Source organism: Streptomyces litchfieldiae (assembly GCF_031845365.1).
GTDB lineage: Bacteria > Actinomycetota > Actinomycetes > Streptomycetales > Streptomycetaceae > Streptomyces > Streptomyces litchfieldiae.
Window position 1 is genome coordinate 693605 of record NZ_JAVREL010000001.1, and the last position, 13891, is coordinate 707495.

Below are 13891 nucleotides of genomic sequence, written 5' to 3' on the forward strand. Positions count from 1 at the left end.
GAGAAGTCCGTTCAGAGCATGGACACACGCCCGGGGTGCGGTTCAGAATGAGGCAAGCGAGCACTTCTGCCCTCCCCGCACAGGAGGGCAGAGCGGGGCCCCACGACGCTCTCTGCCCTGACGGCGTCCAGGGCCCGCATCGCTCCGGGCTGCGGTGCCGAGAGGGTTGAGGGTCCCTCCCCGGCGCCGCGGCCCGTGGGTGGCCCGGTTCACATTCCGGGCGCTCTTTTCTTTTCCGGGTCCGTTCCGGTGTCGTTCCGGATCACTTCCGCGTCTCCGGTGGCCAGGCCCGCATCGCCGCCTCCGCGACGGCCTCCAGCTCGGCCCGGCCCACCCCGTCCCGCGACTGCTGGCTCATGCCCTGGATGACGGCCCCGGTGAACCGGGCCAGGGCGGCGGCGTCGGTGTCCGGCGGCAGCACGCCGGCGGCGATGTCGGCGCGGATGCGGCTCTCGAACAGCCCGACGTTGTGCTCGCGCATGGCGGCCAGCGAGGCGGCCACGTCGGTCGCGGTGTCCGCGGGGGCGGTGGCCGAGATGACCAGGCAGCCGTGCGGGCGGCCCGGCCGGGTGTACTCCTCGGCGGCCTCGCGCAGCGCCCGGGCGAGGGCGGCGCGGGCGGTCGGTTCCTCGGCCAGCGCGCGCCCGATGAAGCCGCCGTAGCGCTCGACGTAGGTCCGGACGGCCTCCTCGAACAGCGCCTTCTTGTCGCCGAAGGCCGCGTACAGGCTGGGCGCGCCGATGCCCATGGCGCGGGTGAGGTCGGCGACCGAGGTGGCCTCGTAGCCGTGCTCCCAGAACGCCTTGATCGCCTGGTCCAGGGCGGCGTCCCGGTCGAAGGACCGGGGTCGGCCGCGAGGTTTCGCCGTCATGTCCACCATTCTATAGCGGCCACTTCAAAAAGCGTGCTAGCGTTCTTTCTGTAGCGACCACTAGAGAAAGGGTGGGCGGCGCGATGGGCGTGCTCACGGGAAAGACGGCCCTGATCACGGGCGGCAACCGCGGCATCGGGCGGGCCATAGCGGAACGGCTCGGGCGCGACGGGGCCCGCGTCGCGGTGCACTACGGACAGGACGAGACCGCGGCCAAGGAGACGGTGGCCGCGATCGAGGCGGCGGGCGGCGAGGCGTTCACGATCCGGGCGCGGCTGGGCGAGCCCGGGGACGCCGAGGCGCTGTGGGCGGCCTTCGACGAACGGGCCGACGGGCTGGACATCCTGGTGAACAACGCGGGCGTGAACGTGCCGCGCGTCGGGATCGCGGGCACCACGCCCGAGGAGTTCGACCGGGTGTTCGCGGTGAACACGAAGGCGCCGTTCTTCATCACCCAGCTCGCGCTCGGCCGGCTGCGCGACGGCGGGCGGATCATCAACGTCTCGACGGGCCTCACCCAGCGCGCGGGCAACATGCCGGACATCGTCGCCTACACGATGTCCAAGGGCGCCCTGGACCAGCTCACCGCGAGCCTGGCCAAGGAGCTGGGCCCGCGCGGCATCACGGTCAACGCGGTGGCGCCGGGCGCGATCGACACGGACATGAACGCGGACTGGCTGCGGCCCGACGGACCGGCCCGCCGGGCCATGGCGGCGGCCTCCCCGCTGAACCGGGTGGGCGTCGCACCGGACGTCGCGGACATCGCCGGCTTCCTGGCCTCCGACGACAGCCGCTGGGTCACCGGCCAGTGGCTGGACGCCACGGGCGGCGCGCTCCTGTAGGGGGTCAGCCCAGGGCCGGCGCGACGGTGGCCCCGGCCGCGCCGAGGAGGCCGGCCAGTTGTCTCGGGGTGAGGCGCTCGTGCAGCACCGCCAGGCCCAGCACGGTCGGGATGGCCGGGTACAGCGAGGCCAGCACGACGGCGATGGCCAGCATCTGCTCGTGCGCCGCCCGGAGATAGAGGATGAGGCCGAGCGCGGCGCCCGCGCCGATCGCGGCGGCCTTGGCCAGGTCGGCCGGCGGCTGCCGGAGCCGGGCGGCGCCGGCCCGCGCGGCGACCGGCAGCAGGACCAGGACGGCGGCCACCCGCCCGGCGGCCACCGCCCACAGGCCGCTGGCCGGGTCGGCCTGGCCGAGCCCGATGTACTGCACGGCCACCCCGGCGCTGGCGAGCAGGCCGTCGGCCGCCGCCGGGCCGGTGCCGGGGCGGCCGGAGACCCTGCCGCCGGCGACGAACCACAGCGCGGGCACGGTGACGACGATGCCCGTCCAGGCCAGGAGCGTGGGCCGGTTCCCCAGGAACGCCACGCCGCACAGCACCGACAGCGCCACCCGGTGACGGCGCTGATGGGGATCACGACGCTCACCGCGCCACGGCTCACGCCGCGGTTGAGGAGGAGCATGGCCGAGCCGCTGCCGGCGCCGGACAGCGCTCCCCACAGCAGGTCGCCGGCGCCGACGTGCTCGGCGGGCACCAGCGCGGCGGCCACCGCCGCGCACAGCAGGCCGCCGAGCTGTCCGGCGAAGGTGACGACGGCGAAGTGGACCCGGCGGGACAGCAGTCCGCCGGCGAAGTCCACGATGCCGTAGCAGACCGCCGAGGCCAGCGCGAGGAAGACACCCATCCACCGCGGGTGCCCGTTCCCAGGGAACCGAGTCCCGCCGGGTCAGCGCGTCTCGGTGACCTTCGACAGCGCCCGGGGGGCGTCCGGGTCCTGGCCCCTGGCCAACGTCACCTCGTGGGCGAGGAGTTGCAGGGGCAGGATCTCCAGGATCGGCTGCAGTTCCTCGGGAACGCCCTCGGTGGGCAGCGCGAAACCGGCCGAGGCCGCCTCGACCTCGGCCTTCGGGCCGATCACGACGAGGTCGGCGCCGCGGTCCCGCAGCCGGTCCAGGACCGGCCGCAGCGCCTGCCCGCCGCGGCCGTCGGTGACGATCGCGATGACCGGGGAGACGTTGTCGACCATGGCCAGCGGGCCGTGCAGCAGGTCAGCCCCCGAGTAGGAGAGCGCGGGGATGTAGCTGGTCTCCATCAGCTTGAGCGCGGCCTCCTTCGCGGTGGGGTAGCCGTAGCCGCGCGAGGTGAGGACCATCCGTTCGGCGAAGCGGTAACGGCCGGCCAGCCGCCGGACCTCCTCGTGCCGGGCCAGGATCTCCTCGGCCAGCCCGGGCAGTTGCCGCGCGGACGCGGCGCCGTCGCCGCCGCGCAGGCCCTCCACGAACAGGTAGAGCGCCAGCAGTTCGGCGGTGTAGGTCTTGGTCGCGGGCAGCGCCCGTTCCGGGCCGGCCAGCACGTCGATGTGGAACTCGGCCGCGCGCGCCAGCGGGGAGTCGGCGTTGTTCGTCACGGCCAGCGTGATGCCCCCGGCCCGGCGGGCCGCCGCCGTGGAGGCGACGAGGTCGGGCGAGCCGCCGGACTGGCTGACCGCGATGACCAGGCAGTCGGTCAGGTCGGGCCGCGCCGCGTAGGCGGTGGTGGTGGACATCGACGTCAGCCCGCAGGGCTTGCCGAGCAGGATCTCCAGCAGGTACTTGGCGTAGAGCGCGGCGTTGTCCGAGGTGCCGCGTCCGGTCAGCAGGACGAAACGGGGCGCCCGGTCGGCGATCCGTGCCGCGACCTCGCGGATGCGGGGCGCGCCCTCCTCCAGCAACCGGCGCAGCACGGCCGGCTGCTCGGCCATCTCGGCGGCCATCAGCCGCCCGGCCGCCATCAGTCCTCCGCCCGGCGGCCGGCGACGATCTCGGCCGCGGCCCGGCCGCAGACGCGCGCGGCGCCGTGTGTGGCGATGTGCAGGGCCCCGGCGGGCGGCGCGTGCGGCACGCCCATCTCGACGACGACGGTGTCGGGCCGGGCGGCCAGCAGCGCGTCCAGCGCGGACGCCATCCAGGGGTGCCGGTGCGCGTCGCGGACGACGGCCACGACGGTGCGGTCGCCGGCGGCCGTCAGCACCTCGGCCACCAGGCCGTCGGGGCCGGCTCGTTCGGCGTCGGCGCGGGTGTGGCTGCCGTGGGTGGTGCCGGGCAGCAGCCGCTCCAGCTCGGGGCCGACGCCCCAGGGGGTGTGCTCGCCGACGGCGATGTTGGCCACGGGCGGGAACGAGGCGACGTACGGGGCGCGGGCCGGCGGCTCCCAGGGGCCCGCCTCGTGGGGGCGGGTGAGGCGAAGGGCGCGGCGGGCGGCGGTCAGGCCGATGTTCCCGGCCGGCGCGACGGGGCCTTCGGCGGCGCGGCGCGCGCCGGCGGTCCAGCGGGCCAGGGCGCGAACGCGTTCGGCGGCGTCGTGGAGCCGTTCCTCGGGCAGTTCGCCGGTGCGGACGGCGGCCACCAGCGCGTCGCGCAGGCGCAGCACCTCGGCCTCGTCGGAGGGGGTGCCGCCGATGCACAGGGCGTCGGCGCCGGCGGCGACGGCCAGCACACAGCCCTGGTCGAGCCCGTAGGTGTCGGCGACGGCCCGCATCTCGATGGCGTCGGAGAAGATCACGCCCTGGTAGCCGAGCCCGCCGTCGGCGGCGGGGGCGCGCAGCAGTCCGGTGAGCACGGCGGGGCTGAGGGTGCCGGGGCGGTCGGGGTCGAGCACGGGCAGCAGGATGTGGGCGCTCATCACGCAGCGGGTGCCCGCCGCTATGGCGGCCTTGAACGGGACCAGTTCACGTTCGTGGAGGGTGGGCAGGTCGATGTCGATGCGTGGCAGCGCCAGATGGGAGTCGACGCTGGTGTTGCCGTGGCCGGGGAAGTGCTTGACGCAGGCGGCGACGCCGGCGCTCTGGAGCCCCTCGACATAGGCGACGGTGTGCCGGGCGACCAGTTCGGGGTCGTCGCCGAAGGAGCGGACGCCGATCACGGGGTTGCCGGGGTCGGTGTTGATGTCGGCGGAGGGTGCCCAGTTCACGGTGACGCCGCACTCGGCGAGGCGGCGGCCGAGCTCGGCGGCCACGGCGCGGGTCAGGTCGGGGTCGTCCACGCTGCCGAGGGCGTGGTTGCCGGGGAAGGAGGAGCCGCCGTGCACCTCCAGGCGCGTGACGTCCCCGCCCTCCTCGTCGATGGCGATCAGCACCTCGGGCTTGGCGTCCCGCAACTGGGCGGTGAGGCCGGTCAGTTGCTCGGGCGAGACCACGTTGCGGCCGAAGAGTCCGACGCCGGTCATGCCGTTCTCGAGCTGCCTGGGCAGCCAGTCGGGCGGGGCCGTGGTGCCGTCGAACGTGGGCTGGAGGACGGCGAGCGCGTCCCGGGTCACGGTGTCGGAGTTCCGAACGGCAGTCGTCATGGGCGAGCGCTATCCCTTCACGGCACCCGCGGCGAGGCCGCCGGTGACCCGTCGCTGGAGGAGGACGAAGACGATCAGCACCGGAATGGTGAACAGGGAGGACGCGGCCATGGTCGCGCCCCAGTCGTTGCCGAAGTTCGTCTGGAACTGGGTGAGCCACAGCGGCAGGGTGGCCGCCTCGGGCGCCTTGTTCAGCACGAGGACCATGGCGTATTCGTTCCACGCCATGATGAATCCGAAGAGCGAGGTGGCCATCAGTCCGGGGGCGAGCAGCGGGAAGATGACGCGGAAGAACGCCTGGGTGCGGTTGCAGCCGTCGATCATGGCGGATTCCTCCAGCTCGCCGGGCACCGCGGCGATGAAACCACGCAGGGTCCAGATGGTGAGGGGCAGCGCCATCACGAAGTAGATCATCGTCAGGCTGCCTAGGCTGTTGAGCATGTCGAGGTCACGGGCGTTCAGATAGACCACGATGATGAGGATTTCCCAGGGCGCCATCTGGGCCATCATCACGGCCAGCACCATGCCACGGCGGCCGCGGAAGCGCATCCGGGCGATGGCGTAGCTCGCGGCGAGCGCCACCGCGAGGGCCAGCAGGACCGCGCCGAGGGTGACGACGAAGCTGTTGCCGACATAGGTCCAGAACAGGTCCACCTCGGTGGCGGTGGAGTAGTGCTCGAACGTCGGCGTGAACAGGAAGACCGGATCCCTCGTGAGCACTTGGGAGTTGCTCTTGAACGAGGTGGCGAACATCCAGTACACGGGGAAGAGGAACAGCACCGACAGCGCCAGGGCCGAGCCGTTGAGCCAGACCTTCCTCATGATTGCTCCTTCTCCTGCTTGAAGATCAGGCGGAAGTAGAAGGACATGGCGACCAGCAGGATCACCAGCGTCAGCACCGAGATGGCGGCGGCGGTGCCGTACTGGTTCTGGCCCATGCCCTCCATGTACGCCATGACGGGCAGCGTCTCGGACTCGCGGTCCGGACCGCCCTCGTTCATGGCGTAGATCTGGGTGAACGCCTTGAAGACCCAGATGATCTCCAGGAAAGTCGTGATCAGGAAGAACGGCCGCATGATCGGGGCCAGGATCGACCAGAAGATGCGCCACCCGGAGGCGCCGTCCATGCGGGCGGCCTCGAGGATCTCGCCGCTGATGGTGGTCAGCCCGGCGTAGAGGTTGAGCGCGACGAACGGCACCGAGGCCCAGACGATCAGCACCGTGACGATGGTGAGCGTGGACAGGCCGCTGCCGAACCAGTTGTGCTGTTCGTAGCCGTCGAAGCCGAGGCCGCGCATGACCCAGTTGGCGACGCCGAACTGCGTGTCGAAGAGCCACTGGAACACGGTGGTGGTCGCGATGACCGGCATCGCCCAGGCCGCCACCAGGCTGATGGAGAGCAGCAGCCGCATCTTGCTGCCCAGCGCGTGGAGCAGCAGGCCGGTCAGGGTGCCGATGACCATGATCAGTACGACGTTGACGGCCATGAACGCGAAGGTGCGCACGACCGAGTCCCAGAACCGGTCGTCCTCCAGCACCGTGCGGTAGTTGTCGACGCCGGTCCACTCGGTGGTCCGCGAGATCAACTGGCGGCGGCCGAACTCCTGGAAGGAGATGAGGAGATTGCGGACCAGGGCGTAGCCGAGGACCGCGAGCATGGCCGCGACCGCCGGTGCGATCAGCAGGTACGGCACCCAGCCGGACGGCAGTCCGCGCCGCGCCCGGCGGCGCGGCGGGCCGGCGGCGGAGGCACCCGATACCCGGGACGGGGGGGCTTCCTCGATATCCACGGTCATGCGTCGGTTCCCTCGCAAGGTGACAGGGAGCGGCAGGGAGAAACGGGTGCCGGGGTGCCGCCGGGCGGGCCGGCGGCACCCCGGCGGGCGCTATTCGCGGTTGATGCGGGTGGTGATCTCCGAGTCGGCCTCCTCGGCGGCGGTCGCGTAGTCGTCGCCGTTGAGCGCCTTGGTCATCAGTTCCTTGATGGGGTTGGGCTCGGTCTCGACGTTCGCCCAGCCGGTGGTCAGCGGGGGCAGGAAGCCCACGTCGGCGGAGGCGACCATCGCCTCGGCGAAGCTGCCGGCCCCGGGCTCGGCGGTGACATCGGTGCGGTTGGGCACGACGCCGTCGTTGTTGGCGTCGACGTAACGCTGCGCCCACTCCTGGGAAGTGGCCATGCGCAGCCACTCGGTGGCCAGTTCCTTGTCGCCGGCCCGCTCGGAGACCGCGAGGTTGGAGCCGCCGAGGAAGACGTGGCCGAGTTCGCCGGCGGTCTTGCCGGGGATCGGGAAGTAGCCGAAGTCGGCCTCGCCGCCGGCCTCTTCGATGGCCGCGACGGCGCCGGCGGCCTCCCAGCCCAGGCCGATCCAGGAGGCGACCTCCTGGTTGGGCACGACCTCGGTGGACTGCTGCGGGGACGCCTCGTCGTTGTCGGTCGGGGACTCGGAGAACGACTGGAGCTCGGCGTAGAACTCCATGCCGGCCTCGGCCTCGGGTGTGTTGAGCGCGCCCCGCCACTCGTCGCCGTCCTCGACGGCGAAGCTGCCGCCCTCGTCGGCGACGAAGCCGCCCATGACGTAGTAGCTCTGGCCGGGCAGGTAGATCGGCTCGGCCTCGGTGTTCTCGTCGATCAGCTCCAGGGCCTCGATCCACTCCTCGCGGGTGGTGGGAACCTCGGCGCCGGCCTCCGCCCAGACGCTCTTGTCGTAGATGACCACGCGGTTGGCGCCGTACCAGGGCAGGGCGTAGAGCGTGCCGTCCACCTCGGCCGAGGCGAGCATGTTCTCGTTCCAGGGCTCCTCGGAGAGCTCGCTGAGGTCGGCCAGGCCGCCGGTGTTCGCGTACCCGACGGTCTGCGTGTTGCCGATCTCCAGGACGTCCACGGTGCCGTCCTCGGACAGGGCGGTGGTGACCCGGTCCTGGACGCCGTCCCACTGCTGGACCTCGACGTTGACCTTGACGCCGTGCTCGGCCTCGAACGCCGCGTTCAGCTCGGAGACCCACTCCTGTGGTGCCGAGCCGTCCATCAGCCAGACGGTGATGGAATCGGCGTCCCCGCCGCCCCCCCCACCGCTGTCGCCGTCGGAGCCGCAGGCGGCCACGGTGGCCGACAGGGCCGCTACGCCGATGGCAGCGATCAGCTTGCGCTTCACGTCACCCTCCTTCCAGTGGCCGGACCCCCCGGGGACGGCCTTCTCGCTAGTGGTGTAGACAAGAGGTGTAGACCAGTTGCACGGAGCCTAGACTAGACCAAGGTGGGGTGTCAAGGGCCCACGAGGGGCGGGTCCGGTCCGTTACCGGACCGACATCTGCCCGGACGAGCCAGGGTTGTCCGGCCCGTGTCACGATGTGAGCTGCGATGTCTCGGAGGAGCCGGTGACGGCAGAAAAGAACGAGTCGGGAAGGCGGGCGATGGCCAGGGACGGGGGCACCACCGCGAACGGCAGCGGCCCGGCCACCACGGGCAGTGACGCCACCGACCGGACGCGCACCGCCCGGGTCCCGAAGTACTACCGCCTCAAGCGGCATCTGCTCCAGATGACCGAGACCCTGCCGCCCGGCACCCCCGTGCCGCCGGAACGGACGCTGGCCGCCGAGTTCGACACCTCGCGCACCACGGTCCGCCAGGCCCTCCAGGAGCTGGTCGTCGAGGGCCGGCTGGAGCGCATCCAGGGCAAGGGCACGTTCGTCGCCAAGCCGAAGGTCTCCCAGGCCCTCCAGCTCACCTCCTACACGGAGGACATGCGCGCCCAGGGCCTGGAGCCCACCTCGCAGTTGCTGGAGATCGGCTACATCACCGCCGACGAACGCCTCAGCCGGCTGCTGGACCTGCCCGAGGGCGGCCGGGTGCTGCGCATCGAGCGGCTGCGGCTGGCCAGCGGCGAGCCGATGGCGATCGAGACCACCCACCTGTCCCAGGAGCGCTTCCCGGCGCTGCGCCGCAGCCTGGTCCGTTACACCTCGCTGTACACGGCGCTCGCCGAGGTCTACGGCGTCCATCTCGCGCGCGCCGAGGAGACGATCGAGACCTCGCTGGCCAACCCGCGCGAGGCCGGGCTGCTCGGCACCGACGTCGGGCTGCCGATGCTGATGCTCTCCCGGCACTCCCGGGACACCGACGGCGAGCCGGTGGAGTGGGTGCGGTCGGTGTACCGCGGCGACCGGTACAAGTTCGTGGCGAACCTGGAGCGGCCCCGCCCGAACGGCCCGCGCTGAGCGCTCTGCTGGAAACGCGGTCAGGGTCGCGGCTTCGGTCACGGTTGCGGCTTCGGTAAAGAATGCGCGGGCCGTCCGTGGCCGATCGCACCCACGCGGCGGAGCCGCCCGAGGTCACGATTGCGCGCCCCTCGCGGGGAGCGGTTCCGCGCCAGGCTTCGGCAAGCCCGCCCAGGTCTGTCGCTCCGCGGATCCCAGCCGGTGCCGTCGGCCCCATGGTCATCCGGCCGCAGGTGGCCTAGATTCCCCGCCGTCAGGTCAACGCGGACCGGCGGGAGGACACCGTGCATTCCCCACCATCGGCACCCCCGGGGCGCTTGCGTCCCCGTTCCATCGCCATCTGGACGGCGGTCGCCGTCGTCGGCGCCATCGGCTGGGCCATGCTGGCGCTGTCCCGCGGCGAGGATGTCTCCGCCGCGTGGATGGTGGCCGCGGCGCTCGGCTCGTACGCCATCGGCTACCGCTTCTACGCCCGCTTCATCGCCACCCGGGTGCTGGGCACGGACCCGACCCGGGCCACCCCCGCCGAGCGGTTGAGCGACGGGCTCGACTACCACCCCACCGACCGCCGGGTGCTGCTCGGCCACCACTTCGCCGGGATCTCCGGCGCGGGGCCGCTGGTCGGCCCGGTGCTCGCCGCCCAGATGGGCTATCTGCCCGGCACGATCTGGATCATCGTCGGCGTCATCTTCGCCGGAGCCGTCCAGGACATGGTGGTGCTCTTCTTCTCCACCCGCCGGGACGGCAAGAGCCTGGGCCAGATCGCCCGCGAGGAGATCGGCCCGGTGGGCGGCGTGGCCGCGGTCGTCGCGATCTTCGCGATCATGATCATCCTGCTGGCGGTGCTGGCCCTGGTCGTCGTCAACGCCCTCGCCGAGTCGCCCTGGGGCGCGTTCTCGGTGGGCATGACGATCCCGATCGCGCTGTTCATGGGCATCTACCTGCGCCACCTGCGCCCCGGCCGGGTCGCCGAGGTCACCGTGATCGGCGTCGCACTGCTGCTGGCCGTGATCGCCGCCGGCCGCTGGGTCGCCAACTCCGAGATGGCGGACACGTTCACGCTCTCCCCGCGCACCCTGGTCATCTGGCTGGTGATCTACGGCTTCGCCGCCTCGGTGCTGCCGGTGTGGCTGCTGCTGGTGCCGCGCGACTACCTGTCCACGTTCATGAAGATCGGCACCATCGCGCTGCTGGCCCTGGCCATCGTGATCACGCTGCCCAGCCTCCAGATGGAGGCGGTCACCGACTTCGCGTCCAACGGCGAGGGGCCGGTCTTCGCCGGCTCGCTGTTCCCGTTCGTCTTCATCACCATCGCCTGCGGCGCGGTCTCCGGCTTCCACGCGCTGATCTCCTCGGGCACCACCCCGAAGATGATCCAGAAGGAGACCCAGGTCCGGCCCATCGGCTACGGCGCGATGCTGATGGAGTCCTCCGTGGCGATCATGGCGATCACCGCGGCCTGTGTGCTGGACCCCGGCGTGTACTTCGCGATGAACGCCCCGCCCGCGGTGATCGGCGACACCCTCCAGGCGGCGTCGGACACGATCACCTCCTGGGGCTTCACGGTCACGCCCGAACAGCTCGCCGCCGCCGCGGAGTCGGTGGAGGAGGAGTCCCTGCTGTCCCGGACCGGCGGCGCGCCCACGCTCGCGCTGGGGCTGGCCGCGATCCTCGCCGACATCATCGGCGGGGACAGCATGATGAGCTTCTGGTACCACTTCGCAATCATGTTTGAGGCGCTGTTCATCCTCACCGCCATTGACGCGGGCACGCGCGTCGGCCGGTTCATCCTGCAGGACGCCCTGGGCAGCCTGCACCCCCGGCTCGGCAAGCTGCGTTCCACCACCTGGCTGCCCGGGGTCTGGCTGACCAGCGCGCTCGTCGTCGGGCTGTGGGGTTGGCTGCTGTGGGTCGGGGTGAACGATCCGCTCGGCGGCATCAACACGCTCTATCCGATCTTCGGCATCTCCAACCAGCTCCTCGGCGCCGTCGCGCTCGCCGTCTGCACGCTGCTGCTGGTCAAGTCCGGCCGGCTGAAATACGCGTGGGTCACGCTGCTGCCGCTCACCTGGGTGTCGGTCGTCACCCTCACCGCGAGCTGGCAGAAGGTGTTCTCCGGCGACCCGGCGGTCGGCTTCTGGGCCCGCCGCGACCAGTACCAGGAGGGCATCGACTCCGGTCAACTGCTCGCCGGGGCCAAGGACATGGGGGACATGCGGACCATCGTGAACAACGCCACGGTGGACGCGGTGCTGTCCGCGGCGCTGGCCGTGCTGGTCCTCATCGTGTTCGCCGACGCGCTGCGGGTCTGCGTCAAGGCGGCGCGCCACCCGGAGTCCGTGCGGCTGCGCGAGGCGCCGTACACCAAGTCCCGGCTCATCGCCCCGGCCGGGCTCGTCGCCACCAAGGAGGAGAAGGCCGAACTGGCCGCCGCGGGCCTCGGCCCGGGCGGCGGCATCCCGGAACAGGCGGACCGCCGGGCGCGGCAGGAGACATCGTGAGCCGCCTGATCGCCGCGCCGCGGCGGGCCGCCGCCTGGCTGCGCTGGTACGTCACCGAGCTCACGGGCGAGAACGCCTACGAGCGGCACGTCGAACGGCTCCGGCGAGCCGATCCGGCGGCCCCGGTGCCCAGCCGCCGCGAGTTCGAACGGCAGCGCGTCGACCGCCGCTACGGCGGTGATCCCCGGGAGGGCCCGCACCGCGGCTGCTGCTGACCGGTGACCGGCCGGGCCGTGCCCCTGCTCTGTGGGGGACGGCCCGGCCGTGTGTCCCCGTCGTCTCGCGCCAACCGGACGGGGGTCCTCCGGCGTGTTCCGGGTGTGACCACACGGAAACCAGCCACAGGACTCCCCCGGCGCCCGGCGGCCCCCGCCGCTTGCGTACCGTTTCCGGGGGACTCGGCCCCGCAGGGAAGCGACGGGGCCGGCGGGGAGGAGAACGGTGACTGAACAGGGCCAGGGCGCGACCGCGGAGACTCGGCGCCCGCCTGCCGCGCCCACGCCCCCCGGCGCGGACGGCCCGGCGCCCGGCGCCACGCCCGGCGGGCGAATACGCCTGCCGCGGTTCCCGCGCGGGTCCCGCCTCGACCCGTATCTGCTGGCCGTCGCCTTCTTCGCCGTCTACACGGCGATATCGGTGAGCCGCTATGTACGGCACGAGAACCGCTCCTGGGACCTCGGCATCTTCGAGCAGGTCGTGGCCTCCTACGCCCGCCTCGAAGCGCCGGTCTCGGACCTCAAGGGGCCCGACTTCCCCATCCTGGGCGATCACTTCAGCCCGGTCACCGCGCTGATCGCGCCGTTCTACCGGCTCTTCCCGACCCCGGTGACCCTGCTCGTCGTCCAGGCCGCGCTGTTCGCGCTGGCCGTCGTTCCCGTCACCCGCGCCGCCGCGCTGCTCCTCGGCCGCGGCCCCGGGGCGGCCATCGGCGCCGCCTACGGGCTGTCCTGGGGCGTGCAGCGCGCCGTCGACTTCGACTTCCACGAGATCTGCTTCGCGGTGCCGCTGATCGCGTTCGCGCTGGAGGCCGTGCTGCGGGAACGCTGGCTCGCCGCCCTCGGCCTCGCGCTGCCGCTGCTGCTGGTCAAGGAGGACCTGGGCGTCACCGCCGCCGCGATCGCCGCCGTGGTCGCCGTCCGGACCTGGCACAGCCGCCCCCGCGTCGCCTCGGCCGCGCTCGGCACCGCCGCGCTGTGCGTGGCGGTCTGCGCCCTGACGATCGCCGTGGTGATACCCGCCTTCAACACCGGGGGCGAGTACGACTACTGGACCAAGATCGGCGAGGGCGACGGCGGCGGGCCGGTGAGCCTGCTGCTGACCGGCGCGGAGGAGAAGTTCCGCACGCTGCTGTGGATCCTGGTGCCCACCACCGGGCTGCTGGCGCTTCGCTCGCCGCTGCTGATCGTCGCCCTGCCCACCCTGGCCTGGCGGTTCGTCTCCGCCGAGCCGCACTACTGGAGCACCGACTGGCACTACAGCGCCGTCCTGATGCCCATCGCGGCGCTCGCGCTCACCGACGCCGTCGCCCGCAGCCGCTCCTCCGTCCGGCCCCGGCTGCGCGCGTACGCCCGCCAACTGCCGACCGCCGTGCTGGCCGGGGCGCTCGGGCTGAGCACCGCGCTGCCCGCCGGCACCCTCACCGAGGCCGCGACCTACCGGCAGAGCCCGGTCGCCCAGGCCGGGGAACGTGTCCTGGCCGCCGTGCCGGACGACGCGACCGTCGCGGCCAACGTGCGGCCCATCGCCCATCTCACGCAGCGCTGCCGGGTGTTCTGGATCGGCGACACCGGCGACGTCGTTCCCGAGTACATCGCCTACTACGACCCGCAGCAGACGGAGGAGTCGCTGCTGGAGTACGCCCGGCAGCTCTATCCGGAGGTGCCCAACCCCGAGGTGGTTGCGGCGGAAGCGGGTTACTGGGTGCTGCGGCTCTGACCCCGACAACCGGGTGGGCGTTGTCAGACCCGGCACTCACACTGG

13 protein-coding genes are annotated in these 13891 nt (G+C 72.3%); 6 read left to right on the plus strand and 7 right to left on the minus strand.

Going from position 1 to position 13891, the window contains the following annotated elements:
* Positions 1-262: 262 nt before the first annotated feature.
* The gene (locus tag RM590_RS03260) at positions 263-871 is read right to left on the minus strand and encodes a TetR/AcrR family transcriptional regulator (RefSeq protein ID WP_311702780.1); all 609 of its coding nucleotides are present in this window, start codon (positions 869-871) and stop codon (positions 263-265) included.
* Positions 872-954: 83 nt separating this feature from the next.
* Here RM590_RS03260 and RM590_RS03265 point away from each other — a divergent pair, with 83 nt between their 5' ends.
* Positions 955-1713, plus strand: a complete 759-nt coding sequence (locus RM590_RS03265) for an SDR family oxidoreductase (protein ID WP_311702781.1) — start codon at positions 955-957, stop codon at positions 1711-1713.
* 4 nt (positions 1714-1717) lie between these two features.
* Here RM590_RS03265 and RM590_RS03270 read toward each other — a convergent pair whose 3' ends face one another.
* Positions 1718-2263 (minus strand): EamA family transporter, encoded by a 546-nt coding sequence (locus RM590_RS03270; RefSeq protein WP_311702782.1) that lies wholly within the window; start codon positions 2261-2263, stop codon positions 1718-1720.
* 69 nt (positions 2264-2332) lie between these two features.
* On the opposite strand from RM590_RS03270, the gene RM590_RS03275 reads away from it, so the two are divergent.
* Positions 2333-2521, plus strand: a complete 189-nt coding sequence (locus RM590_RS03275; protein ID WP_311702783.1) for a hypothetical protein — start codon at positions 2333-2335, stop codon at positions 2519-2521.
* Between the two features lie 77 nt (positions 2522-2598).
* Here RM590_RS03275 and RM590_RS03280 read toward each other — a convergent pair whose 3' ends face one another.
* The 5 genes from RM590_RS03280 to RM590_RS03300 all read right to left on the minus strand — a co-directional run bounded on the left by RM590_RS03280 (position 2599) and on the right by RM590_RS03300 (position 8347).
* A complete protein-coding gene (locus RM590_RS03280; RefSeq protein WP_311702784.1) occupies positions 2599-3642 on the minus strand; it encodes an SIS domain-containing protein in 1044 nt (347 codons plus the stop codon).
* Positions 3642-5195, minus strand: coding sequence for a glycoside hydrolase family 3 protein (locus RM590_RS03285; RefSeq protein WP_311702785.1), 1554 nt, complete (start codon positions 5193-5195; stop codon positions 3642-3644). Before RM590_RS03285 ends, RM590_RS03280 begins: the two co-directional genes overlap by 1 nt.
* Positions 5196-5204: 9 nt before the next feature.
* On the minus strand, positions 5205-6017 hold the full coding sequence (locus RM590_RS03290) for a carbohydrate ABC transporter permease (RefSeq protein WP_311702786.1): 813 nt from the start codon (positions 6015-6017) through the stop codon (positions 5205-5207).
* The gene (locus RM590_RS03295; RefSeq protein WP_311702787.1) at positions 6014-6991 is read right to left on the minus strand and encodes a carbohydrate ABC transporter permease; all 978 of its coding nucleotides are present in this window, start codon (positions 6989-6991) and stop codon (positions 6014-6016) included. Before RM590_RS03295 ends, RM590_RS03290 begins: the two co-directional genes overlap by 4 nt.
* 90 nt (positions 6992-7081) lie before the next feature.
* Positions 7082-8347, minus strand: a complete 1266-nt coding sequence (locus RM590_RS03300) for an extracellular solute-binding protein (RefSeq protein ID WP_311702788.1) — start codon at positions 8345-8347, stop codon at positions 7082-7084.
* Between the two features lie 259 nt (positions 8348-8606).
* Here RM590_RS03300 and RM590_RS03305 point away from each other — a divergent pair, with 259 nt between their 5' ends.
* From RM590_RS03305 to RM590_RS03320, 4 genes are all read left to right on the plus strand, one after another.
* Positions 8607-9410: a GntR family transcriptional regulator gene (locus RM590_RS03305; RefSeq protein ID WP_311702789.1), complete on the plus strand. Its 804-nt coding sequence runs from the start codon at positions 8607-8609 to the stop codon at positions 9408-9410.
* Positions 9411-9790: 380 nt separating this feature from the next.
* Positions 9791-11911: a carbon starvation CstA family protein gene (locus RM590_RS03310; protein WP_394813777.1), complete on the plus strand. Its 2121-nt coding sequence runs from the start codon at positions 9791-9793 to the stop codon at positions 11909-11911.
* Positions 11908-12126, plus strand: a complete 219-nt coding sequence (locus RM590_RS03315; protein WP_311702791.1) for a YbdD/YjiX family protein — start codon at positions 11908-11910, stop codon at positions 12124-12126. Before RM590_RS03310 ends, RM590_RS03315 begins: the two co-directional genes overlap by 4 nt.
* Before the next feature lie 226 nt (positions 12127-12352).
* Positions 12353-13846, plus strand: coding sequence for a DUF2079 domain-containing protein (locus tag RM590_RS03320; RefSeq protein WP_311702792.1), 1494 nt, complete (start codon positions 12353-12355; stop codon positions 13844-13846).
* Positions 13847-13891 lie beyond the last annotated feature (45 nt).